General features: G+C 37.9%; 23 protein-coding genes. 12 read left to right on the top strand and 11 right to left on the bottom strand.

All coding sequences use genetic code 11. From position 1 onward, the window contains the following. The 7 genes from LOK78_RS02225 to LOK78_RS02195 form a co-directional block, all read right to left on the bottom strand. Positions 1-207 carry a (4Fe-4S)-binding protein gene (locus LOK78_RS02225; RefSeq protein WP_166958176.1) on the bottom strand — a complete coding sequence of 69 codons (207 nt, stop codon included), beginning with the start codon at positions 205-207 and terminating at the stop codon, positions 1-3. A gap of 6 nt (positions 208-213) precedes the next feature. Next, positions 214-786 (bottom strand): TMEM175 family protein, encoded by a 573-nt coding sequence (locus tag LOK78_RS02220; protein WP_232633363.1) that lies wholly within the window; start codon positions 784-786, stop codon positions 214-216. Positions 787-796: 10 nt separating this feature from the next. Further along, positions 797-1150, bottom strand: a complete 354-nt coding sequence (locus LOK78_RS02215; protein ID WP_232633362.1) for a DoxX family protein — start codon at positions 1148-1150, stop codon at positions 797-799. A gap of 106 nt (positions 1151-1256) precedes the next feature. Next, on the bottom strand, positions 1257-1673 hold the full coding sequence (locus tag LOK78_RS02210) for a hypothetical protein (protein WP_232633361.1): 417 nt from the start codon (positions 1671-1673) through the stop codon (positions 1257-1259). Positions 1674-1693: 20 nt separating this feature from the next. Further along, positions 1694-1888: a hypothetical protein gene (locus LOK78_RS02205; RefSeq protein WP_232633360.1), complete on the bottom strand. Its 195-nt coding sequence runs from the start codon at positions 1886-1888 to the stop codon at positions 1694-1696. 13 nt (positions 1889-1901) lie between these two features. Beyond that, positions 1902-3236, bottom strand: coding sequence for a DUF5723 family protein (locus LOK78_RS02200; protein WP_232633359.1), 1335 nt, complete (start codon positions 3234-3236; stop codon positions 1902-1904). Positions 3237-3494: 258 nt separating this feature from the next. Next, the gene (locus tag LOK78_RS02195) at positions 3495-4310 is read right to left on the bottom strand and encodes an SDR family oxidoreductase (protein WP_232633358.1); all 816 of its coding nucleotides are present in this window, start codon (positions 4308-4310) and stop codon (positions 3495-3497) included. Between the two features lie 163 nt (positions 4311-4473). On the opposite strand from LOK78_RS02195, the gene kduI reads away from it, so the two are divergent. The 12 genes from kduI (at position 4474) to LOK78_RS02135 (ending at position 17025) form a co-directional block, all read left to right on the top strand. Beyond that, positions 4474-5310: a 5-dehydro-4-deoxy-D-glucuronate isomerase gene (gene kduI, locus LOK78_RS02190; RefSeq protein ID WP_232633357.1), complete on the top strand. Its 837-nt coding sequence runs from the start codon at positions 4474-4476 to the stop codon at positions 5308-5310. A 4-nt stretch (positions 5311-5314) separates the two neighbouring features. Further along, complete coding sequence (locus LOK78_RS02185) at positions 5315-6097, top strand: gluconate 5-dehydrogenase (RefSeq protein ID WP_232633356.1); 783 nt, start codon at positions 5315-5317, stop codon at positions 6095-6097. A 13-nt stretch (positions 6098-6110) separates the two neighbouring features. Beyond that, complete coding sequence (gene uxaC / locus LOK78_RS02180; protein WP_232633355.1) at positions 6111-7511, top strand: glucuronate isomerase; 1401 nt, start codon at positions 6111-6113, stop codon at positions 7509-7511. Positions 7512-7525: 14 nt separating this feature from the next. Next, positions 7526-7864: a cupin domain-containing protein gene (locus LOK78_RS02175; protein WP_232394133.1), complete on the top strand. Its 339-nt coding sequence runs from the start codon at positions 7526-7528 to the stop codon at positions 7862-7864. Between the two features lie 18 nt (positions 7865-7882). Further along, on the top strand, positions 7883-8923 hold the full coding sequence (locus LOK78_RS02170) for a sugar kinase (protein WP_053971173.1): 1041 nt from the start codon (positions 7883-7885) through the stop codon (positions 8921-8923). 86 nt (positions 8924-9009) lie between these two features. Then, the gene (locus LOK78_RS02165) at positions 9010-9678 is read left to right on the top strand and encodes a bifunctional 4-hydroxy-2-oxoglutarate aldolase/2-dehydro-3-deoxy-phosphogluconate aldolase (protein ID WP_053971174.1); all 669 of its coding nucleotides are present in this window, start codon (positions 9010-9012) and stop codon (positions 9676-9678) included. A 1-nt stretch (position 9679) separates the two neighbouring features. Beyond that, positions 9680-10660 (top strand): TRAP transporter substrate-binding protein, encoded by a 981-nt coding sequence (locus LOK78_RS02160; protein ID WP_232633354.1) that lies wholly within the window; start codon positions 9680-9682, stop codon positions 10658-10660. A gap of 1 nt (position 10661) precedes the next feature. After that, positions 10662-11123: a TRAP transporter small permease gene (locus LOK78_RS02155; protein WP_053971176.1), complete on the top strand. Its 462-nt coding sequence runs from the start codon at positions 10662-10664 to the stop codon at positions 11121-11123. Between the two features lie 2 nt (positions 11124-11125). Next, positions 11126-12421: a TRAP transporter large permease gene (locus LOK78_RS02150; RefSeq protein WP_053971177.1), complete on the top strand. Its 1296-nt coding sequence runs from the start codon at positions 11126-11128 to the stop codon at positions 12419-12421. Between the two features lie 10 nt (positions 12422-12431). Beyond that, positions 12432-13898, top strand: a complete 1467-nt coding sequence (locus LOK78_RS02145; RefSeq protein WP_232633353.1) for a tagaturonate reductase — start codon at positions 12432-12434, stop codon at positions 13896-13898. A 14-nt stretch (positions 13899-13912) separates the two neighbouring features. Then, positions 13913-15529, top strand: coding sequence for a UxaA family hydrolase (locus LOK78_RS02140; protein ID WP_232633352.1), 1617 nt, complete (start codon positions 13913-13915; stop codon positions 15527-15529). 23 nt (positions 15530-15552) lie between these two features. Beyond that, a complete protein-coding gene (locus LOK78_RS02135; protein ID WP_232633351.1) occupies positions 15553-17025 on the top strand; it encodes a right-handed parallel beta-helix repeat-containing protein in 1473 nt (490 codons plus the stop codon). Positions 17026-17036: 11 nt separating this feature from the next. Here the strand turns inward: LOK78_RS02135 and LOK78_RS02130 are convergent, their stop codons facing one another. The 4 genes from LOK78_RS02130 to LOK78_RS02115 form a co-directional block, all read right to left on the bottom strand. Next, positions 17037-18356: a pectate lyase family protein gene (locus tag LOK78_RS02130; RefSeq protein WP_232633350.1), complete on the bottom strand. Its 1320-nt coding sequence runs from the start codon at positions 18354-18356 to the stop codon at positions 17037-17039. A 72-nt stretch (positions 18357-18428) separates the two neighbouring features. Continuing rightward, a complete protein-coding gene (locus tag LOK78_RS02125; RefSeq protein ID WP_231628652.1) occupies positions 18429-19982 on the bottom strand; it encodes a DUF5123 domain-containing protein in 1554 nt (517 codons plus the stop codon). A 25-nt stretch (positions 19983-20007) separates the two neighbouring features. Further along, the gene (locus tag LOK78_RS02120; protein ID WP_232633349.1) at positions 20008-21795 is read right to left on the bottom strand and encodes a RagB/SusD family nutrient uptake outer membrane protein; all 1788 of its coding nucleotides are present in this window, start codon (positions 21793-21795) and stop codon (positions 20008-20010) included. Positions 21796-21813: 18 nt separating this feature from the next. Further along, complete coding sequence (locus LOK78_RS02115) at positions 21814-25074, bottom strand: SusC/RagA family TonB-linked outer membrane protein (RefSeq protein ID WP_232394125.1); 3261 nt, start codon at positions 25072-25074, stop codon at positions 21814-21816. Positions 25075-25168 lie beyond the last annotated feature (94 nt).

The raw sequence follows: 25168 nt of genomic DNA, 5'->3' as shown, positions 1-25168 counted from the left end.
TTATTTTTTAATACTTAAAGCCCCAGAAGGACATTTAGCCACTTGATTTATGAGCTCCTCACTTGATGCATTTTCAGGCTTGACCCATGGTTTTTCTTTTGGGTTGTATACTTTGGGTAGTGTTTTTACACAAATTCCTGAATGGATGCATTTTTCTGGTTTCCAAAGTATGGTAACCTCTCCGTTGGTGTATTCTTTTGTTGTCATAACTAGTTATTTTAATTGTTTTTCAATCCTACTGTCGGGTATTAGCCAAATGAGGGCGACCAGGGCATAACATAGGATTCCTAAAATAGGAAATTTTATGGAACCGATTACGCCCACAATATACAAGGCAATAGATAGGATTTTCTTTTTGTGATTTTTTATGGCCAAACCAATTTTAGAAGCTTTTCCCTCATGTTTTATGGCTGTTCTTTCAAGCACCAAGAAAGCGATGGCGCTCAACAGAAGATTGATTCCGTAAAGTGCCACTGGATTTTTAGCCCAGTTGTTTTCACCCATCCAAGCGGTCGTAAAGGGAACCATGGATAGAGTAAAGAGAAGGGCTAAATTAGCCCAAAGAACCTGACCATTTACTTTTTCTATAGCTTGGAAAAGATGGTGGTGGTTGTTCCAGTAAATACCTAAATAAACAAAACTAAGGATGTAAGATAAAAATTTGGGAATGAGTGGTTTTAATGTTTCAAAGTCAGATCCAATTGGAACTTTTAATTCTAAAACCATGATAGTTATTACTATGGCAAGAACGCCATCACTAAAGGCTTCTAAACGGCTTGTTTTCATCTTGTGGTTTTTAAGAGTAGGCGATGTAAATTAATTCTGTTAAGATGGCCATATTTTTTGCAAAGTGCATTCCTTCCAACAACCGTTTTTCGGTATTGGACTCCTTCCAAAATTGATGAATGGTGAAAGAGGCTACAACCAGGAAAAGAGAAAGCCCAATGATGCCAATCAATAAAAAATATCCCGAGGCAATAGATAGTCCACCAAAAATAAGAGCGATACCACTTATCCTAACCATTAATCTAGGTGAAATCAACCCTTTTTTATCTGCATATTCTTTATAAGTATGGGTGTTAATCAAGTGGTTTATTCCATTAAGAATAAAAAAGAGTCCCAGTAGTATTAAAAGGATGGTTTTAATCAACTTACAATTGTTTTAATAGGTGTTAGAATCCAAATATTAAGAGTAAGTTACTTTCTTTTTTCTTATGGCATCTTTTTTAAATGGAATATTTTGAGAATCTATTTTTTTAGGTCCAAGCTTTATTATATTGTTTTAATGCTTTTTTGAGTTCCTGAAGAGAATCGGGATCCGCGATTTGAGTGTCGATAACAAATTCTGTCTGGTTGGTAATCAGCTTTAAATCCCCTGCAAATTCCCGTATTTCAGTAATGTCGTTTAAGTTTATCTTTTTTGCAAAAAGTGTGTGCTTTATTAATACCTCGTTTTTTATAGTTAGGTATTGTTTCGTGTTTTCAAAAAGAGAAATCACCCAAAAGAAAATACCGGCTGACACCTGTCCGATACCTAGAGTGTCTAATGGAGGTTTGCTCCACGTTTCATAAAATATAGAAAGTAAATGAAAAAGGATGCCGATGATAATCATGAAAAGCCCCAGGAGGAAATAACTTTTCAATCTTTTTTTGCTATATCTGATTTTGGTCATTGCGAATTTTTTAAAAAGGGTTAATTACTGGTTTCTTGTTTTTTCCCTACCCATGCTCCCACGAGTAATCCGATACCTCCGCCTATCAACATGCTGGCAACCATATCAATAATTTTTGCTTGAAAAGCAAACTGCGTGATGATTCCAATGAGAAGAATAATAAACCCTAATATTTTAACCTTTTTTTTCTTTGCATTGTTTTGTGTAAGGTTCATACCAAGTTATAATTTAAAGATACAAAGGGACCTTTAAACCTACATAAATATCCGTAGATTTTGAGTTATTGCTAATCAAATTGCTCAATGCTGATCCAGATCCTACCATAAGAGGACCGGCCCTAAAACCAAAGCCCCAAGCAAAATTCCCATATTCTCTTAAGCTAAATGGGCTATAGACGCTAAACCATTTGGTAGTAAATCTTGGTGTAAGGGTGAAGTTGTTTATTATGTGACTTACCTTATGTTTTTTACTTGAAATCAGAGAAAAATCTCCGTTGATACTCGCGTAAAAATTATTCTTGATATGGTAATCTGCCATGAGGTGAAATGCCGTAGGTAGTTTGATTTTAATATTTCTAGATGTGGTCTCTCCGCTATAATAATCTTCCAAAACTTGTTGAAAGTCATCTTCATCAAAAATGTCAGCATCCACAATGTTGTTCATGTCATATTGCGTGACTTCGCCATTTTTGTAATTAATTGATCCGATATCCGTTATCGAAACCCCCAATTTTAATTTGTATGGGATGTAAGACTCAGAATTTATACCATCTGCATTTTGTTCATTCCATTGGTAGCTTATACCTAAATCGGCACCAAAACCTGAGGTTAGGTGGTTGAACTTGATGTCTTCGGGTGAAAAATCTGGGTGACTCAATCCGTAACTTAAAGACCCATTGGTAGATAGGGTGTTAGAGGTAGCGTCATATTGTCCAGATAACATAGGCGTATTGAAAAAGGCTGAACCTGCACCCATTAAATATTTAAGTGTGATACCTCCCGCAAAGATATTTTTGTCCGTTTGTATAAGGGTTCTAGCATATGTGAACCCTATTTCACCCCAGGCGTTAACCTTCCCAACAAAGTCCTCCAAGTTGAAATTGAAATCTTGGGAATTATCAAAGCCGTCTTCCAGATTTTCATACAATTGACCGTTGATGTTATTTAGGTTTAAAAATCCTCTTGCTCTTGTTGAAAAACCAAAACTGCTTTTACCGTTTAAATTAAACATTAATGAAGGTCCTAATACATCAGCATTGAAAAAGAAGTTGTTGTCGTCTTTAGGAAATTTGTCAACGTCTTCATCAAAATCAAAGCCGCCATTTGATTTTAAGATATCGCCCACATTGATTGCAAAATAATCACTGCCACCAAGAGCGCTTGCTGAAGCCAAATTGATATCCACCCTATAAGGCGTGTTGACAATATAGGCAGGGTTTAAAATCACCCCATGTATACCTGAATAATGATCTGTTGTGGCTCCTATGTATGATTGAGCACTCATCCCAGTAGTACATAATAAAACGAGGCAAATGAAGTAATAACTTATCGGATGTGGTTTCATGTAATGAGAGTTAAAATTGGCTGTTTTTTTAATTCCATTGAAATGAAAAAGTATTTGGTTTCCAATTCAAAAACACCGCTTCATAATTTCTAGTCTTTAAAGGGCTTGATATTAAAAAGTTTTGGTTGCTGTCTTTGAAATTATATTAAAACTTTTTAAAAGGCAAATTTTTCGAAAAGCTCTGTCTTTAAGTTTGCTAAAAAAAAGGACTGTGATTTTTGCCAAACAAAACGAATAACATCACAAAATCGATTGATTTTACACCCCAGAAAACGTTTTAAATCCGCCGTCTACATATAGTACAGTTCCTGTGATAAAGCTCGAGGCGTCAGATACTAAATAGAGAAGCGAGGAAATAAGTTCTTCTGGTTTTCCAAAGCGTCCCATAGGTGTGTTTTGAATAATGGTTGCCCCTCTTTCAGTAAGACTTCCATCAGCATTTAGAAGCAGGTTTCTGTTTTGTTCGCCAATAAAAAAACCAGGCGCAATGGCATTGACTCTTATCGGATTTTCATGTTTCTTGGCAAATTCTACGGCTAACCATTTTGTAGTGTTTTCAATGGCAGCCTTAGAAGCTGAATAACCCAGGACTCTAGTTAAAGTCTCTTGGGCAGCGATAGAGGAAATATTAATAATATTCGCATGAGCATTTTTAGACATTTCCTTACCAAATACCAAAGTTGGTAATAAGGAACCTTTCAAATTAAGGTCTACAACCTTGTCAAAATCGGCCATGTCCATATCAAAGACACTTTCTTCAGGTTGGATGACAGCTCCTTTGATATTGCCTCCTGCCGCATTAACCAAAATATCAATTTTATGGAAGCGCTCAAGAATCTCTTCTTTGACTGTTTCTAAACTCTCCTTGTCTAAAACATCTGCAACCATCCCAACTGCCTGCCCGCCTAGATTGCCTATTTTTTTGGCTTGCTCGTCCAGACTCTGTTGGGTTCTTCCTAATAATATCACTGTAATACCTTCTAGGGCTAAGCCTAGAGCCATAGCGCCTCCAAGGGCTCCGCCACCACCAGTAATGACAGCAACTTTTCCTGTATAATTGTGTGCAATTTTCATGAGATTGATGTAATTTATTGATTTAAAATGGGTTGCTACTCGAAATCACCGTTGCTAATTCCTTAAAAAAGCACCTATTAAATTGTAAAAATAAAAATTTATGATATTTAAAATAAAATATTTTATATTTGTGTAATCGATTACAATGCGAAAATAGAAAATTATGATGAATTATAGCTTTAGATATGCTGCCAACCCTACAGATGCCAATAAATATAGTACTGAGGAGTTGCGTGAGCATTTCTTAATTGAGAATTTATTTGTTGAAAATCAGATCAATGTGACCTATTCCATGTACGATAGATTGATTGTAGGTGGTGTGATGCCAGTAGGGCAATCCTTAAAATTGGAAACCATTCCTTATTTGAAGTCTGAAAACTTTTTGGATAGAAGAGAATTGGGGATCATCAATATCGGCGGAACAGGTTCTGTTACGGTTGATGGAACGATCTATGAGTTGAAAACAAAAGAGGCGCTTTACGTAGCCAAAGGTCATAAAGACGTGTTGTTTGCAAGTCATGATGGGGAGCAAGCTTTATTCTATATCAATTCAGCTCCGGCGCATCAAAGTTTTACAACTAAAAAAATAGGTCGTGAAGATGCTGAGATTATCGAGTTAGGAGATGAAAAACAAGCCAACAAGCGTATCTTAAATAAGCTTATCGTTAATAGTATAGTGGAAACTTGCCAGTTGCAAATGGGAATGACTGAGTTGCTTCCAGGTAACGTGTGGAATACGATGCCAGCACATACTCATGAGAGAAGGATGGAGGCATATTTCTATTTTGATTTGGATCCAGATCAAACCATTTGTCACTTTATGGGGCAGCCACAAAATACAAGGCACATTTTCATGAACAATCACCAAGCAGTGCTTTCGCCAGAGTGGTCTATCCATTCTGGAGCAGGAACATCTAACTATACATTTATTTGGGGTATGGCCGGAGAGAATTTGGATTATGGAGATATGGATGTGTGTCCTCCAAACGAATTAAAATAAAAGCATGGAACTTTTTAGTTTAAAAAATAAAAGAGCTTTAGTCACTGGTGGTACCCACGGATTGGGAATGGCCATGGCTGAAGGCTTAGGAAAGGCTGGTGCCGAACTTATTATAACCAGCACCACCCCCGAAAAATTGGAAAAGGCCTTGGCCTATTACAAGGAATTGGGGTTTCAGGCCTCTGGATATTTGTTTGATGTGACTGATGAAAAGGAATCGGCTAAACAGGTGGCTTTGATGGAAGAGGAAGGGCCAATTGATATTCTAGTGAATAATGCGGGTATCATCAAACGTGTTCCTGCTGAAGATATGTCGGTTGAGGAGTTTCGAAGAGTTGTTGATGTTGATTTGGTAGGGGCTTTTATCATGTCTCAACTGGTTGGAAGAAGTATGATCAAAAGAGGAGAAGGTAAAATCATCAATATTTGCTCTATGATGAGTGAACTTGGTAGAAATACCGTGAGTGCCTATGCTTCTGCTAAAGGAGGTTTAAAAATGTTGACTCGAAATTTAGCAACCGAATGGGCTAAACATGGAATTCAAGTTAATGGAATAGGTCCTGGATATTTTGCCACTTCCCAAACAGAGCCAATAAGAGTTGATGGCCATCCATTTAACGAATTCATTATTAATAGAACACCAGCTGCCCGATGGGGAGATCCATCAGATTTACAAGGTGCTGCCGTGTTTTTGGCTTCCAAGGCAAGTGATTTTGTCAACGGACAAATCATCTATGTCGATGGAGGTATTTTGGCAACCATAGGGAAGCCAGCCAACGAAAACTAAATGTCATAACTGTATGAGCAAACATTTTATTCATGATAATTTTTTGTTAGAGAACTCTTATGCGGAAGAGTTGTATCATAACTATGCTAAGGAGCTTCCTATTATAGATTATCACAACCACTTACCACCTCAGGAAATGGTTGATAATAAAATATATGGAAATTTATCTCAAGTTTGGATCAATGGTGACCATTACAAATGGAGAGCCATGAGAACCTTAGGAATTGATGAACACTTCATTACAGGGGAGGCATCAGACAAGGATAAATTTTTGAAATGGGCCGAAACGGTGCCATATACCTTAAGAAATCCATTATACCATTGGACACATTTAGAATTGGCAAGGTATTTTGGGGAGTACGATTTGTTGAGCCCAAAAACGGCTAATCGTATCTATGAAGAAACCTCAGAGAAATTAAGTTCAGAGGCTTACAGTTGTCAGAACCTATTGCTAAAGATGAATGCCGAGTTGGTTTGCACTACTGAAGACCCTATTGATAATCTTCAGTATCATAAACAATTGAGCGGTGGTGATTTCAAAGTAAAAGTATCAACTGCCTTTAGGCCAGATAAATCTATATTAATTGAGGCTGAGGGCTATACAGACTACCTGCAAAAGTTAGGAGAAGTTACCCAGATTGAGATTCAATCCTATCAGGATTTGTGTGATGCTTTGTTACAAAGAGTTGCATATTTTAATGAAAATGGATGCAAGTTATGTGATCACGGACTCAATTATATTGATTATTTACCAGCATCCGATCAGGAAATTAATCAAATTTTCACGAGAAAATTACAAGGAGAGACCTTGTCAGTAGAAGATATTCAAAAATTCCATACAGCTATTTTAATGTTTTTATCAGAAACATACCATAGCAATGGTTGGGTGCAACAATTCCACTTGGGAGCTTTGAGAAACAATAATGCAAGAATGCATAGGCAATTAGGACCTGATACGGGATGGGATTCCATAGGAGACTATCCGCAGGCAGTGAATCTATCTGCTTTCTTAAACGCTCTTGATAGTAAAGATAAACTAACCAAGACCATACTTTATAATTTGAATCCTTCAGATAATGAAGTGATGGCGACCATGATTGGTAATTTCAATGATGGTAGCGTTAAAGGAAAGGTACAGTTTGGTTCGGGCTGGTGGTTTTTAGACCAAAAGGATGGAATGACCAAACAGTTAAACGCCTTATCCAACATGGGTCTTTTAAGTTGCTTTGTTGGAATGTTGACAGACTCCAGAAGTTTTCTTTCATTTCCAAGACACGAATATTTCAGAAGGTTGTTATGTCAGATTTTGGGAGATGAGATAAAACGAGGTGAACTTCCTAATGATATGGAATGGATTGGAAAGATTGTTCAGGATATCAGCTATTACAACGCCAAAGATTATTTCAAATTTTAAAAAAGAATCTAGCAATGAATCCGTTGTTTTTTGAACAATCGTCCGCGTCCTGGGAGCAGGTAGAACCTAAAATTAAAAGGCAGATTGTAAGTTATGATAATCACCTTATGATGGTTCACGTGCTTTTTGAAAAGGGTGGCGTTGGTGCCTTACACCATCATCCACATTCTCAAGTAACCCACATCGCTTCTGGTAAGTTTGAAGTGACCATTGGTGATGAAACTAAAGAATTAAGCAAAGGGGATTGCTTTTTTATCCCTTCAAATACTATTCATGGGGTAAGCTGTCTAGAAAGCGGTTTGCTGGTAGATGTGTTTAGTCCCATGAGAGAAGATTTTATAACTAAAGAATAATTATAACCACTAGAATACATGAGCAAAGTAGTAACATTTGGAGAGATCATGCTAAGATTGGCTCCACAAGGATTTTTAAGATTTTCACAAGCTAATAATTTTGATGTCGTTTATGGAGGAGGAGAATCAAATGTAGCTGTTTCTTTAGCAAACTATGGTGTACCTGTAGATTTTGTGACCAGATTACCAAAAAATGACATTGGTGAATGTGCCATGATGGAAATGAGAAAGAGAGGCGTAGGCGTAGATAAGATCGTATGGGGTGGAGACCGTTTAGGAATCTACTTCTTAGAGACTGGGGCTGTATCACGTGGTTCTAAGGTGGTATACGACCGAGCGCATTCTGCGATGAGTGAGATTCAACCAGGCATGATTGATTGGGATGAGGTATTTGAGGGAGCCAATTGGTTTCACTGGACAGGAATTACTCCTGCTATTTCACAAAGTTCAGCAGACGTTTGTCTAGAGGCTGTTAAGGCTGCTAGTAAAAAGGGTATTACCATTTCAACCGACTTGAATTATCGTGCTAAATTATGGAAATATGGTGGCGATAGAGAAGCTATCATGACCGAATTGACGTCATACTGTGATATCATTCTTGGAAATGAAGAAGATGCTGAAATGCACTTTGGAATTAAGCCAGAAGGTATTTCTGTGCAAACAGAAGGGCACAATGTCAAAGCTGAGGCCTTTTTGTCTGTTTGTCAACAGATGATGGAGAAGTTCCCAAGAGCTAAAAAAGTGATTACAACTTTAAGAGGATCAATCTCGGCTTCACATAACACATGGGCTGGAGTTCTTTACAACGGAGAGAAAATGTTTGAAACCAGACAATATCAAATTACAGATATTGTTGACCGTGTAGGAGGTGGTGATTCCTTTATGGGAGGTCTTATCTATGGTTTATTGACCTATCCTGATGATGATCAAAATGCCTTGGATTTTGCTGTTGCAGCTTCTTGTTTAAAACATACCATCAAGGGAGATGCCAACTTGGTAACTATTGATGAGGTGAAAAAACTTATGGGAGGAGACGCTTCTGGAAGAGTGGCTCGCTAATTAACAATATTTAAATGGGTTCATGTGGATGCTGTAATGAAAAGAACGGGTCATTCAGCATTCACAGGACTATAACATAACAGATTATGGCACAATATACACGACTTGAGGTGGCTCAAGTAATGAAAGAGAATGGAATGATTCCATTGTTTTTTCATAGAGATATAGAATTAAGTAAGAAGGTTTTAAAAGCCTGTTTTGATGGAGGTGCTCGTTTGCTAGAGTTTACCGCGAGAGGTGACTTTGCTCATGAGGTTTTTGGTGAATTGGTAAAGTATGCTTCGGCAGAATTGCCAGGTATGATTTTAGGAGTAGGATCAGTTACCGATGCAGCAGCAGCATCCCTATATATGCAATTGGGAGCCAATTTTATTGTAACTCCTGTTTTGAGAGAGGATATCGCTGTGGTATGTAACCGTAGAAAAGTATTGTGGTCTCCAGGATGTGGTTCCTTGACTGAAATTGCTAGAGCAGAGGAATTAGGCTGCGAAATTGTCAAGTTATTCCCGGGTGATATTTACGGACCGCAGTTTGTAAAAGGTGTTAAAGGGCCACAACCTTGGACATCGATTATGCCTACAGGAGGTGTTTCTCCAGAAGAAGACAACCTAAGAGCTTGGTTTGACGCAGGTGTTACCTGCGTAGGAATGGGTTCTAAGCTTATTTCAAAAGATATTTTAGCAAATAAAGATTTTAAAGGGTTGGAAGCAAAGGTGAAAGACGCTTTAGACATCATTAAGAAAGTTAGAAAATAAGATGCAAAACAAACTTCTTGCAGCATTATCGTTACTTGGTTTTTTAATTTTCATGGGCTGTGATAATACACAGGAACACCGTGTTATTAAACTAGGTCATGGACTGGATGTGAATCATTCGGTACATAAAGCCATGGTGAAAATGGGTGAGGATCTCGCCGAAATTTCAGGTGGTAAAATGGAATTGGAAATTTATCCAAGTCAACAATTAGGAACCGAAAGGGAATGTGTTGAATTGCTGCAAATAGGAAGTTTAGACATGACCAAAGTTTCTGTTGGAGTCATGGAAAATTTTGCGCCGAAAATGAAAGTGTTTGGTCTTCCCTATTTGTTTAGGGATAAAGAACATGCTTTTCAAATTTTAGATGGTCCTATCGGGAAACAACTTTTGGATGAAGGTGAGGATTATTGGATTAAGGGTATGGGATATTATGATGCTGGTAGCCGAAGTTTTTATACCAAGGAAAAACCCATTGAAGAACCATCTGATTTAAAAGGAATGAAAATCCGGGTTATGGAAAGTGCCTCGGCCATTGAAATGGTTAAAAGTTTAGGAGGCTCTCCAACACCCATTTCATGGGGTGAATTATACACCTCTCTACAACAAGGCGTTGTGGATGGGGCAGAGAACAATCCTCCTAGTTTTTATTTGTCTAGACACTATGAGGTTTGTAAATACTACAGTTTAGATGAACATACCTTACTTCCTGATGTCTTAATCATTGGGAAGCATACATGGGATCATTTATCAGACCAGGAACGTGTTTGGTTGCAAGAGGCCGTAGACAAATCTGTGACTTATCAAAGAGTGCTTTGGGAAGATTCGGAAAAAGAAGCTCTAGAGGCCGTTAAGGCAGCTGGCGTTTCGGTCATTTTGCCAAACAAGGAGCCTTTTTCAGAAAAAACGAAATCGGTTTACAAGCAATATGAGCAGGATCCCGAAATCAAAGAATTGATAGATCAAATAAAAAGTAACAGATAATATGAATCTTAGAAGCAGAATTGATTTGATTTTGGGTAGACTACTTATCACCATTATGGCGGTGATGGTCGTGAATGTTTTATGGCAGGTCTTTACCAGGTTTGTGGTTGGGACCCCAAGTTCATTTACAGATGAATTGGCAAGATATCTTATGATTTGGTTGGGAATTTTGGGAGCAGCTTATGTTTCAGGTAGAAACATGCATGTGGCAATTGATGTTTTGCCTCAAAAAGCAACTACCGAAACCCAGAAAAAAATAAAACGCATAGTCTATATCTTGATTATTGCATTTGCCTTTTTTTGTTTGGTGATAGGAGGGATTAGGCTTGTTTACATTACCTCTGTATTGGGACAGCATTCGCCAGCCTTACAAATTCCATTAGCATGGGTTTATTCTTGTATCCCTTTGAGTGGCCTATTGATTATTTTTTATAAGATTTCTGATATTAAAACCCTTAACTAACCATGGATTATTTCCCAGTAATTGTACTAGTTTTTAGTTTTATTGCCTTATTGTCAATAGGAACACCAGTCGCTTGGAGTATCTCTATTTCATCTGTTTTAACCATGTTGGTGAGTATTCCTAGCTTACCAGCACTTACCACGGTTTCTCAAAGGATGGGTACTGGTTTGGATAGTTTTGCCCTTTTGGCAATTCCGTTTTTTATACTCTCGGGCCAATTAATGAATAAAGGGGGCATAGCCCATAGGCTTATTGCATTTGCGAAAACCTTGGTTGGATCACTTCCAGGTGGGTTAGCCTTAATCAATGTTATAGGCGCCATGTTAATGGGTGCTATTGCGGGTTCGGCTATGGCTTCGGCTTCAGCTATGGGAAGTATTTTGGGTCCTGAAATGGAGAAAGAAGGTTACTCAAAAGAGTTTGGTGCTGCCGTAAATATTACTTCGGCCACCACAGGATTGGTAATTCCTCCTAGTAATGTATTAATCGTTTATTCATTAGCTAGTGGGGGTGTATCTATTGCAGCTCTGTTTTTGGCAGGATATATTCCCGGTATATTGACAGGATTGTTTTTAATGTTGGTGGCATCGTTTTGGGCCAAAAAGAAAAAATATAAGCAAGGAGAGCGTAGCTCTTTAAAGGAGGTAACAAAGACCTTTATTGCGGCTTTGCCAAGTTTGATGTTGTTGGTAGTAGTTATTGGAGGTATCGTTAGCGGGATTTTTACAGCTACAGAGGCCTCTGCCATTGCCGTGTTGTATACCTTGCTTCTCGGATTTTACTACAAAGAAATCACCTTTAAATCGCTTCCAGAGATCTTGTTGGATTCTTCGTCTACTACGGCTGTAGTTATGTTATTGATTGGAGCATCTATGAGTATGTCATGGGTAATGTCTTATGAGAACATACCCCAAGATATCAGTTCTGCTTTATTATCTATAAGTGACAATAAGATTGTCATTTTATTGATTATTAATTTGCTGCTTTTGTTTGTAGGGATTTTTATGGATATGACTCCAGCGGTTTTAATATTCACGCCCATCTTTTTACCAGTGGTAACCAAATTGGGTATGGACCCCATTCATTTTGGAATTATCATGGTGCTTAACCTTTGTATTGGGCTTTGTACACCACCTGTAGGATCGGTGCTGTTCGTAGGTGTTGGTGTGGCACAAACTACCATACAAAAAGTTGTAAAACCTTTGGTTCCTTTATTCTTGGCAATGATTGTTGCCCTGTTTTTGGTAACCTATTTTCCTGAGTTGACCTTGTGGTTACCTCGATTGTTTAATTTGTAATTGTTTAGGAATGGCACAAAATATAGATAAGAAACAACCATTAAATAGAAATAATGTCTCTGTGGGAGACCCATTTCCTATTAAAGTCCTTCAATTTGGAGAAGGCAATTTTTTAAGGGCTTTTGTGGAATACGCATTTCAAAAGCTGAATCAAGCAGTAGATTTTAATGCAGGAATCGCTGTAGTTCAACCTATTGATCGTGGTATGGTATCTATGCTCAATGATCAAGATGGACTTTACACACTATTCTTAAAAGGATTACGAAAAGGGCAGGTCATTGATCAGAGTGAATTGATAACCAATATTGTCAAAGGTATCGATCCTTATACCCAATATGAGTCTTATTTGGCTCTAGCTAGAGAAAGCTCTTTACAATTTATTATTTCTAATACTACGGAAGCTGGAATCGCTTATCAAGTAGATGATCGTGCAGATATGACGCCGCCAACTTCCTTTCCGGCTAAACTAACAAGATTTCTTTGGGAGCGTTTTGAACATTTTTCTGGTGATCCAGAAAAAGGGCTTACCATCATACCTTGTGAATTAATTAATTACAACGCCGATACACTTCAGAAAATCATCTTGGATTATTGTAATGATTGGGAATTGGGAGATGGTTTTAAAACATGGATAAATACAGCATGTACTTTCCATAATACGTTGGTAGACCGCATTGTTCCAGGATATCCAAAGGACGATATTGATACTTATTTGGCTGAATTAGATTATCACGATAATTTGGTTGTAACAGCTGAAGCTTTTTTCCTTTGGGTCATAGAGGGAGGAGCCGATTTAAAGGCCAAACTTCCATTCGATAAAACCGAATTGGATGTGAAAATCGTGGAAGATATGCAGCCATATCGAACTAGAAAGGTTCGAATTTTAAATGGGGCCCATACTACCATGGTGCCATTTTCTTTACTTTATGGAAATACCACGGTGAAGGAAACTGTGGATAATGATTTTACAGGAGATTTCGTCAATAAAGCGATTTTTGATGAAATCATTGAAACTTTGGATATGGACAAGACCGAATTGCAAGAGTTTGCCCATGAAGTTTTGGACCGCTTCAGAAATCCATTTATTAAACACCAATTGGCAGACATTGCCTTGAATTCCATATCAAAATTTAAGGTTCGTGTACTCCCCAGTTTGCTGGAATATGCCCAAAGAAAAAGTGCCTTACCAGCTCATTTAACATTTGCATTTGCTTGTTTGATAAGATTCTATAGAGGCACATGGAATGGAGCTACTCTTCCGGTTAAAGATGGTGCAGATATCGTTGCATATTTTGAAAATGCTTGGAAGGAAAACGATTATGACAAACTTGTGGAAAATGTGTTAGGTCAAGTTGCTTTTTGGGACGAAGATTTAAATCAAGTGCCCAACTTGTCAAAGGCAGTGGCTACGGCACTGAAGGAAATTGAAGAACATGGTGTAGAGAAAGGATTCAAGAACTTTAAAGAATCCTTATAAAAAGATTCAGGATTATGCAGAAACAATTAATAAAAGTCCATCCATCTGATAATGTTGCTGTGGCACTTATCAACCTTTCTAAGGGTGAAAATGCATTTTTAGAAGAGCAAGAAATCTTGTTGGTTTCAGATGTTAAAGCAAAGCATAAAATTGCTTTAACCGATTTGGAGCCATCTGATAAAATAATCATGTATGGGGTCTTGGTTGGAAAAGCCAATACTAAAATTCAAAAGGGCGAGGTTCTTACCACGGGTAATGTAACCCATCAAAGTGAGAAGGTGTTTGGCAAAACGGATAGTATTGGGTGGAATCCACCAAATATAGATAAATGGAAAGACCGCACTTTTATGGGATATCATCGTGAAGATGGTCAAGTAGGTACAGCCAATGTTTGGTTGTTTTTCCCATTGGTTTTCTGTGAAAATCGAAATATTGAAATCCTAAAAGAAGTTTTTGAAAAGGAACTTTTAACCCAAAAAACAAATAGCCATAGAATGCTGTTGCGTTCTTTGGTGAATGATGGGGAAAGCTCGGTAGCGACAGAAACGCATGAGGTAACAACCAATGTATTTGACAATATCGAAGTGAAATTTATTACCCATGCTGGTGGTTGTGGAGGTATTAGACAAGATTCTGAAACCTTAGCCCGTTTATTAGCTGGATATGTAAAAAACCCCAATGTGGCCGGAGCTACGGTATTGAGTTTGGGGTGTCAAAATTTACAGATAGACATATTTAATCAAGCATTGGAAGCTATCAGCCCTGATAATAAGAAGCCCATTTTAATGTATGAACAACAAAAAATGGGAACGGTTGATGAAATGCTTTCCGCTATTATTAAAAAGTCATTTGAAGGCATTAAAGAAGCTAATAAAATAGAACGTAAGCCAGCACCGCTATCCAAGTTAAGATTAGGTTTGGAATGTGGCGGCTCGGATGGTTTTTCAGGTATTTCTGCAAACCCAACTTTAGGCTATACGTCTGATCTTTTGGTAGCCTTAGGGGGGACAGCGATACTGTCTGAATTTCCAGAGTTATGTGGCGTGGAGCAGGAGTTGGTTAATCGCTGTGTGACTAAAGAAAAGGCTGATAAGTTTTTGGGTCTGATGAAAGATTTTGAAGCGTCAGTGGTTAATGCCGGCTCTGGATTTGATATGAATCCGTCACCTGGTAACATAAAAGATGGTTTAATAACAGATGCCATGAAATCGGCTGGAGCTGCCAAAAAGGGCGGTATTTCGCCAATTGTAGATGTCTTGGATTATGGAGAATATGTGACTGAATCTGGATTGAATCTGTTATGTACACCTGGAAACGATGTGGAAAGTACGACGGCTATGGTAGGATCCGGAGCCAATGTGGTTCTTTTTACGACTGGATTGGGAACACCAACGGGTAATCCGATTGCTCCTATTATAAAAGTATCTTCCAACTCCGAATTAGCTGAGAAAATGAATGATATCATCGATATCGATACCGGAGGCATTATTAAAGGCGAAAAGACCATTGAAGAAATGGCTGAGCAAACTTTGGAGGAGATTATACAAATTGCCAGTGGCACAAAGCAAGCCAAGGCTAAACTTTTAAATCAAGATGACTTTATTCCTTGGAAACGAGGGGTTTCTTTGTAGTTTTTAACCTATTTATACATGCCATGAAAAGATTTTTTGCCCAAATTTTGATTTTTACTTTGGCTTTCTGTTATACGAGCTGTAGTGAGGATTCCCCTAGTGAGGAAAACGATGTCAAAGTGAGTTCCATAACCATTGCTGGAGAAACGATAACGGATGGAGGCAGCAGTCAGCTTTCGGTTCAGGTAGTACCAACCAATGCGACCAATAAATCTGTCAATTGGTGGGTTTCCAATACAGCCGTGGCGACTATTTCTAACTCTGGTTTACTAACAGCTGTGTCCAATGGATCTGTTGTGGTCCAAGCCATAGCTAAAGATGGGTCTGGTGCTTATGGAGAAAGATCCTTTTCAATATCGGGGGTGGGTTCTATTCCTGATAATATAGTGCAAACCAGCCAAGAAATTCTTCAAGCGATTGCTAATGCCTCTGCAGGAGATATTATTTACATCCAAGGAGGGGAATATGAATTCAGTTCCACCATTCAAATTTCTGGATCAGGAACAAATGGAAATCCCATCATTTTGCTGGCTAACCCTGAAGCTACAGAACGTCCCAAGTTTAATTTTTCTTCTATGACTGAAAACTCAAATAATAGAGGGGTTTATCTTTCTGGAGACTATTGGCACATTAAGGGTATTGATATTTTTGGAGCTGGTGATAACGGTATGTATATCACGGGGGATAACAATCTAATAGAGTTTTGCACCTTTAGTGAGAATGCCGACTCTGGGTTACAAATTTCTTCGGGAGGAAGTAACAATACTATATTGAATTGCGACTCCTATTATAATGCTGATTCGACCTTAGAGAATGCCGATGGATTTGCTTGTAAGCTTACTGCTGGTTCCAATAATAAGTTTATTGGTTGTAGGGCTTGGCAAAATTTAGATGATGGCTGGGATGGCTATTTAAGGGATAATGATGATATCACCACTTATTATGAAAACTGTTGGGCCTTTAATAATGGCTACTTAATGGACGGTACCCCAGGAGCCGGTGATGGTAACGGATTTAAAACTGGGGGTAGCGATGACAAGACCTTAAAGCATCATGGTGTCTATAAAAACTGTATTGCAGCAGGAAATATATACGACGGCTTTGATCATAATAGTAATAGAGGAAATGTCGAATTATACAATTGTTCGGCCTACAACAATGGAAGAAATATTAATTTCAGCAGTACCAATATTGCTAATTTCCTTTTGATTAAAAATACCCTTTCTTTTTCAGGCGTTAATTCTGATTCCTATTCAGCCACCCAAACAGACATTAGCCATAACGGTTGGCAATCAGGTTTGGTGACCGATGCTTCCGATTTTGTAAGTGTGGATATTAATCTTTTGGCCTCACCCAGAAATGCTGATGGAAGTTTGCCAGATATTGACTTTCTGAAACTTGTTTCTACGAGTGATTTAATTGATCAAGGAGCGGATGTAGGATTACCTTTTTCAGGGACAGCTCCCGATATTGGAGCCTTTGAATTTCAGGATTAATTAAGAATAATTTACTCTATACTTATTAGAGAATTGGCATAAACCTCAATGTTTGAATAGTTGGGGTTTATCGATTTTTGGTTGGAATCCTTTTGATTTGGATCCAAGCCATTTTGTAACTCCCAATCATCTGGTATGCCGTCTTCATCCAAATCTTTATCTGTTTTTTTCGAAATGAGTTTAGGCCAACCTCCAACATTCATTTGGGAATCAATAATCCCGTTTTGGTAAGACACTTCGCCATGAAGTACATTGCTCGCTATTCTTAAGTCTACGGCATCTTTATGTAGACTAGCTCCTGCAGTTGTCAATACGCAATCATAAGCAGTTAGTGCCGTTTGAGTAACCGTATTGTTAAATATAGCAATCGGTTCTATTAATTTAGCCTTATTCGGATTTTCACATTGAACGCCGCCATTCCAATTATCTTCGGAAATGGCTGGGTAGCCATATACAAAATTGCCATCCACATAAAATTGACCATAAGGTTCAGAAGGACTTACAATCCGATTCAATTTAGATGAGGTTGTTGCAGGACCCGATTTAAAATAATTGTTGACAAGGTTGTAGCGACCTTTTTCTCCTCCATAAATGCTATTTTCACCCCAATTGTAGATGACGTTGTTTCTAAAATCTACAAATTCATTTTCCGAATTTTGAGTTGTTTCAGAGCCGCTAAAACGCGGATTTCTGCTGTTGTTGTGTGCTAATAGGTTGTGATGGAAAGATGCTCTTACACCGCCCCAAATGCCGCCATATCCATGTGCTCCTTTGTGATGAACAGAACGATTTAAAGCTTCAGAGATGATACACCATTGAAGGGTGAAATTTTTGTTGTTATAAAAGGAGGCATTTTCATCGGTCCCCCAACTTATGGAGCAATGGTCTATAATCACATTATTGGTTTTTCTGCATCCTAATGCATCACCTTCAACCTGATTGACATCCCCCATTCGGAATCTTAAATATCTAACAATAACATTGTCCGCTTTAATAGTAACGGGATATCCTTTAATTGTAATTCCATCGCCAGGAGCAGTTTGCCCCAATATGGATAAATCTCCTTTGTTGATATCCAAATCTTTCTTTAATTCAATGGTGCCAGATACGTCAAAAATGATGATGCGAGGGCCGCTTTTTAAAATACCCTTTCTTAGGCTACCCTCTCCGTCGTCATTTAGGTTGGTGACTTTGTAAACAATGCCATCTCTTCCTCCTGACGCAAATTTACCAAAACCTTCAGCCGATGGGAATGCCAAATCTTGAGAGGAGCAAGAGGTGCTAAAATTTAAAAAGAGGGTAAAAATAAAAAGAGGTGCTAAAAGTTTCATGTGTATAAAATTAAAAAAAGAGGAGTGATTTTTATTCACTCCTCCCTTTATAGACTAATTCAAACTAACTTATTATTGAAGCCAACGTGGGTCTCCAACATTAAAATCGATTAACGATTGAGTGGTTACTGTGAAATCTCCATTTGCAGCGTCTACATATCCAGGGTCTACTGTTGTGTAGGTAGTAGAGGTATCATATCTAGCTACTGATGAATCATACAATGTAGGTGCATTGAAGTAATTATTGTTGGCAAATGTGATGGTTTCATCTGTCTCATTTCTATCCGAATAACCTTCTACGGCAGTATCAGTAATCAAATTATTGGTAACCGTAATATCATTACTGTCAAATCTTACGTAAAAGATTCTTCTACTATCAGAATTTGAGCAGGCGTATAGCGTACAATTAGCTAAATTAATATTGCTTGTCAAGCCTACACCATTAGAATCTCCGGCCGCATCAATTCTAAAGAAATCTCTTCCTGGTGCACAGTTATTGAAAGTACTAGTATTTACATCGATATTTAAAACATCTGAGTTTCTAAAGTCGATAAAATCACCTCCATTCGTCAAAACATTTGTTACAATACTATTTTCTACTGTGAAAGAGTTTAGAACCGCCCCCGTTACATTACCGTAAATAAGCGCTTTGTCATAATCATGAATGTTACAACCACTAATAAGAATACTGTCATAACTTCCTGTTCCATCAAATTTTAAAACTTCAACTACGCTATTGGCTAAGTCTCCAGTTAAGTCTAAATCTACAAGATTAACTTCGGTAGCTCCTGTTGCCAATACAAATCCAATTTTTAATAAAGGTTTGTCAAAGCTGTATAAGCCTTGGATGGTAATTGGTTTATCTAATGTTACAGAACCAGATTGAGCTGTATAATCTCCAGCATCCAAAACTAAAGTGGCACCTGGTTCAGCGTCAGCAATCATTTGGAAAAGATCATCATCAGGAGTCACTAATTGCCCGTCTCCAATGTCAATTCCTGTTGTAAAGTATTGGACACCTCTTAAAGTAGCATTGTTAAAAATTTGAGCTGTATAATCGGTTTCTCCTGTAAGTCCAGAAATGATTGCAACACCACTAGCTTGCTCTTCAGGAGTGATATTATGAACAATTCCTCCTGGTTCAATAGTAATATGGGTTACCGCACTGTTTGGCAACCAACGTAAGGTGGCCTCGGTGGCTAGAATGTCTCCTGGCTCAATTGGTAAAAACAACTGTTCTGTGAGGGTTTCAGCAGTAATATAAGTGTATTTTGAGTCTTCCAACCCTCTACTGCTTAGTGCTTGAACTCTTATGTAGTACAAAGTTTCGCCTTCTAATGGAACTAGAACCGGTAACTCGTCAGAGCTTACAGTAACAGATTCTACAATGTTGTTGAAATTTTCATCTTCACTAAACTCCGCTAAATAGGTGTCAACATTATCATCGACAGTCCAGTTAAGTTCTACATTCACTTGATTTCTAATGAAGGCAGTCAGGTTTATAGGTGCAAACTCCCTGCTCACTTGAAGTTCCTCGATCAATTCATCTGGCTTATCACAACTATTGAAAGCAAGAAGTAATGCCAAAGCGGCTAAAAAGGGTTTGATTATTTTGGTTGTTTTCATAACAAAAGTGTTCTTTCGGTTTTTTTTAATATCCATAATCGTTTACTAATTGTCCGTTACTTCCATCAATAAATATTTGCCAAATTGGCCAAAATTGTCTGTTGTCTGGATTGATACCTTCTTCGTAAATGGAATTAATGGTCTCATCAGCCAAAATAGTCCAGTCAAATGCTGAATATTCTGGTCCTGGGTCGGTATTTTCGTCACGATTTAAACCATAGATATCTAACGTTTCTTCGTCCTCTTCATATCGATAATATACGGTACTAGGAACATTTGAATATTCACCAGTTCTGTTTCTTAAATTGAACATTTTTACTTTTGCTTCATCTAAGCTAGATGCTAACATGTTCCAACGAATTAAAGCTTGTTTACGTTCCATTTCTCCAGTAAATTCATAGAAATGTTCCATTTGAATGGCCTCTAACATGGCATCTGAACTTGAAATCGCATTCACATAGTTGTCTACTTTCTCAGCGTGCAATTCAGAAGGGAAAGCTCGCATTCTTATTTCTTTTAAGTATGGTGCTGCTGCTCCAGGTCCTTGAAGTTCATTGGCTGCTTCTGCAGCAATTAGTAATACTTCAGCAAAACGCATGTAAATTTTGTTAACACCATCATCGTTGGTTGAAGTCACATAGCGATTCATCCACTCGTAACGGTACTTTCCAAAATACCAAGTATCAAGGTTGACCAATTCTTGCTTAGAAAAACCATCAGTAGGATTACCCCATTGATAAGGTACACAAGTGACATCTCTACGGGTATCATCTTCATCAAAATCATAAAAGACAAATGGTAATGGTCCGGCTGCTCCACCGCGAGCTTGACCTGTGTGTTGGTCAACGCCTCTGTGACGAACTGCAAATGAAAACAAGACACGACCTCTACCAGGAGAGAAAGGGATTTCCCATAAGGATTCACCTCCAGCTGTAAGTACCTCTTCATTATAATTTCTCCAGAATGTTTCAAAAGAAGATTCTAAGTGAGCCATTCCACTTTCTATCACATCAGTAGCCTCGTCTAAAGCTAAGGCATACATGTTGTCAACAGAAAGGTCTGGGTCATTACTTCTTCTTATTCCGTCAGGGTACTGTTGGTAACCGCTAGCTACCATAGCAAGACGAGCTCTAAAGCTTTTTACAAACGCTTTGTTAATTCGCTCTACTGAAGTAGTGTATGCTGATTCATTTGGCCAAGCTACAAGAGTAGAGGCTTCTCCTAAATCTTCGATGATTTGTTTATAAACGATATCTCTACTTGATTTTGGAAGGTAAATGGTTTCTGTGGTAATTGGTTCAAATCTAGCAGGAACGTCTCCCCACGCCTTCATTAAATCAGCATAATAAATGGCTCTCAAAGTAAGTGCCTCACCTAAAAGCTGCCCCAATTCTGTACCCGGCTCTGGGTTACCATAAGTTCTCAAACCTCTAATACAAATATTAGCACGCTCAATTCCCAAATACATCATGGCCCAAGCATTGTTGTTGGAATTCATTTGTGAATTGGTTGGAGTCATGCTATAGTCCATCAACTCCCCTTGTGAACTTCCCGCATCATCTGAGCTGTAATGGAACTCACAATCGGTATTGAATCCGTAAAAAGGAATAAAACGACCTCTATAAGAGTTTGTTTGCCCCATGGGTTCCATAATACCATCTATAGCCCCTTTGGCTAAACCTGGGGTTGAAAAGATGATGGATTCATCCAGTGTGGATTGGGCAGGAGCCTCTAAAAAGTCTTCCTCAAATTCTTGGCAACTGAAAAACAGCCCAATGAGCAAAATTCCAGCTATTCTATATATATGTTTCATCTTGATAGTCATTTTGAATTAAAAGTTTAGGTTTAAACCAAATACGAGTTGTCTACTTCTTGGATATGGAGAATAATCCACTCCAGGTGTTAGAGGTGTTCTTCTTCTTGTAGAAACCTCTGGGTCAAGACCAGAATAATTCGTTATTATAAATACGTTGTTTGCAGTGGCATAGAATCTTAATTTGGTAATTCCAGCAGCTTCTAATAACGAATTTGGAACGGTATACCCTAAAGTTAAGGTATTTAATCTTAAAAACGACCCATCTTCAACAGCCCAATCACTAAACACAAAGTTTTGCATGTATGGTGACCACATGGTAGTATTGGCATTAAGAGCAGCCAATTCTTGTGGGTCTGTTACCAATTCACCAGTCGTTGGGTTTAAGTTTGTCCATCTTACGCCATCAGCCATTTCTGAAGAAAGGTTTCTATATTGGCCATTCTGGTTTGCCGTATTAAACTCAATTTTATTAGCATTGTATACGTCGTTGCCAACGCTGAAGTTAAATGCTGCAGTCAAATCAAATCCGTAAGCATAAGCATTCAGAACCATACCTCCTGTTAAGTTTGGATTAGCATCTCCTATGACGTCGTTATCATCAACATCTACAACACCGTCACCATTAATATCCTTTAATTTCATCATACCTGGTTGAACATCACCTACAACAGGGCTGCTGTCTGCAACTCCATCTAGCAACGTGTAAGTGCCAGTTGTCGCATCATAGCTGAAATCTGAAATTTCATACCTTCCATCGCTTTGGTAACCATACATAAGACCTATTGGTTCTCCAACTTGTATAAAGTAGTCGTTTCCTATTTGAGTAGAAGCCCAATTAGTGTTGGTTCCAAAATCGTCCATGATTCCTAACGATCTAACTTTGTTTCTATTCATAGCCACGTTAAAGGATAGGTTCAGTCCGTAATCCTCTTTTTGAATGGCGGCAATATTTAAGGAAGCTTCCAAACCTTTGTTTTCCAACTCTCCCATGTTTCGGTATTGGCTATCGTAACCAGTACCAGGAGTAGGGAATCTAATCAATAGGTCTTGAGTAATGTTTCTATAAACTTCTACAGCTCCATCTAAACGTCCGTTAAATAATCCGAAATCCAAACCTAGGTTTTGAGATACGGTAGTTTCCCATTTCAAATCTGGGTTAGCCATAATACTTGAAGGCGCCCAATAATTATTGATGTCATTTAAATACGCCGTGTTTGAAGATTCAAAACTTTGAACCGTTTGTCCTGCAGGAATATTATTGTTACCTACTTCTCCATAACTTACACGAAGTTTCAATAGATCTAACCAGTCTGTATTTTGAAGAAATGGTTCTTCAGACATTTTCCATGCCAAGGCCGCAGAAGGGAAGTATCCCCAGCGATTGCTTCCAAGAAACTTACTGGAACCATCCATACGATAAGTTGCGGTCAAAAGATATTTATCAAATAAATCGTAGTTCAACCTTCCAAAAAAGGATAATAATTTATCATCAGGACTGTAGAAATTGTCTACGGAAAGCGGTGTTCCTTGAGTAGTTAAATTGATGGATGTTCCGAAATCAAAATCTTTTGGAAATCCTTGAATCTCACTGGTAACTAAGTTGTTCTTGGCAACAATCATCTCTTCCCCTAAAAGAATTTTTAGTCGGTGATTATCGTTTTTAATAAGGTTTGCAAAATCATAGTTAATTGTATTTGCATTTCTGAAATCTTCTCTTTTTCTATCTCTAATTAATAAAGAAGGAAGACCTTGATATTCTGCTGGAGGTCTGTTGTTGGAATAATATGTAGATCTACCATAAAAGCGATAGTCTAAGTCAAATCTATTATTCAAACCAAAGTCACTTTTAAATTGTAAGTTATCAATGATTTCCCAAGAAAAACTACCTATCATGTTTAAGTTTTTTCTTGTTTGTCTTCTTTGATTGTCATTTACGGCTACAAAAGGATTAACCAAATAGCTGGATAGTGCTTCGTCTGTATTGGTTGTTGTTAATCCAGGTAAAGGAATTGGAGAGTAACCAACACTATGTCTTAAACGGGCATCTGCAGAGGACACCTCATTTTGTTCGTTTGCACCACCACCATTAATTTCAGTGTCGGCATAACGTACTGTAAATGAAAGGTCAACCTTATCACTTGCTTTTCCTTTTAAAGCTAACGTTAAGTTGTCTCTTTTGAAATCAGAACCAACCATGATTGCCTTTTCATCAAAATGGGCATAATTGAAGTTGTAGTTGATTTTATCTGTACCACCACGTACCGATAAGTCTCTACTTTGAACCTCTCCTGTTTGACCATAAATTTGTTCTTGCCAGTTATTTCCTTGCATTCCTACGTATTGGTCATAATCAGAATAGGATCCAAAATAGGTTTCGTAAGAATCGATATTGTCTCTTAAAAGGGCATATTCATATTGCCATTTTACATAGTCTTCTGGTTCTAAAACATCAATAGTGTTTGCTAGCTTCTTGAAACCATAAAACATATTGAAGTTAACTGATATTTTTCCTGTTTTTCCGCTTTTGGTTGTGATAATTACAACCCCATTAGCACCTCTAGATCCATAAATAGCGGTAGAAGATGCGTCTTTTAAAACACTGATATTCTCAATGTCAGATGGGGATATATCACTCATGCTGTTAACAGGAAATCCATCAACAATAATTAAGGGTGAGCTATCTTGAGTTAAAGATCCTGCTCCACGAACTCTAATGTTTATTTCTGCGTCTGGAGATCCTTCGGTTGAGGTTACTTGAACCCCTGCTAAACGACCGGTCAGTGCTTCAGCTGCGCTGGCAATTGGTTGTGCAGCAAGGTCATCTCCATCTATGGCAACAACCGATCCAGTGAGGTCAGATTTTTTGGTAGTACCATATCCAATAATAACTACTTCGTCTAAAGCCTCCTGGTCTGGTTGTAGAACGACATCAATTGTTGTTTTACCATTTACTGGGACTTCCTGAGAGATAAATCCAGTGTATGAAAAAATTAAAATTGCGGAAGAATCGTCGAGGTCTAGGGAATAGTTTCCGTCAAAATCGGTAGTTGTTCCTTTGGCCTTTCCTTTTACCAAAATATTGGCTCCTACCAAAGGACCTCCTAATTCACCATCGGTTACCGTTCCTGTAATTTGTTTTGTTTGAGCCTGAATAAAAGAGGTGCTCAAAACAAAAAGAAAAAGGAGGAATACCGACCGTGAATTACTTTTCAAAATTCCAAATGTTTTCCAATGTAAAAACTTGGAAAACAAGTCATCAATTAAATTGTTGTGCATAAAAAGTTAGTTAAAAAAATTAGTAATAAACATGTAATCGATTACACAAATTTATTATTAATTTTGAATTACGCAATTAATTATTGATAAAAAT

Origin of the sequence: Mangrovimonas futianensis (assembly GCF_021245805.1) — a bacterium.
Lineage (GTDB): Bacteria > Bacteroidota > Bacteroidia > Flavobacteriales > Flavobacteriaceae > Mangrovimonas > Mangrovimonas futianensis.
The sequence above is the reverse complement of the archived record's forward strand: the minus strand, read 5'-3'. Positions and strand labels throughout refer to the sequence as shown.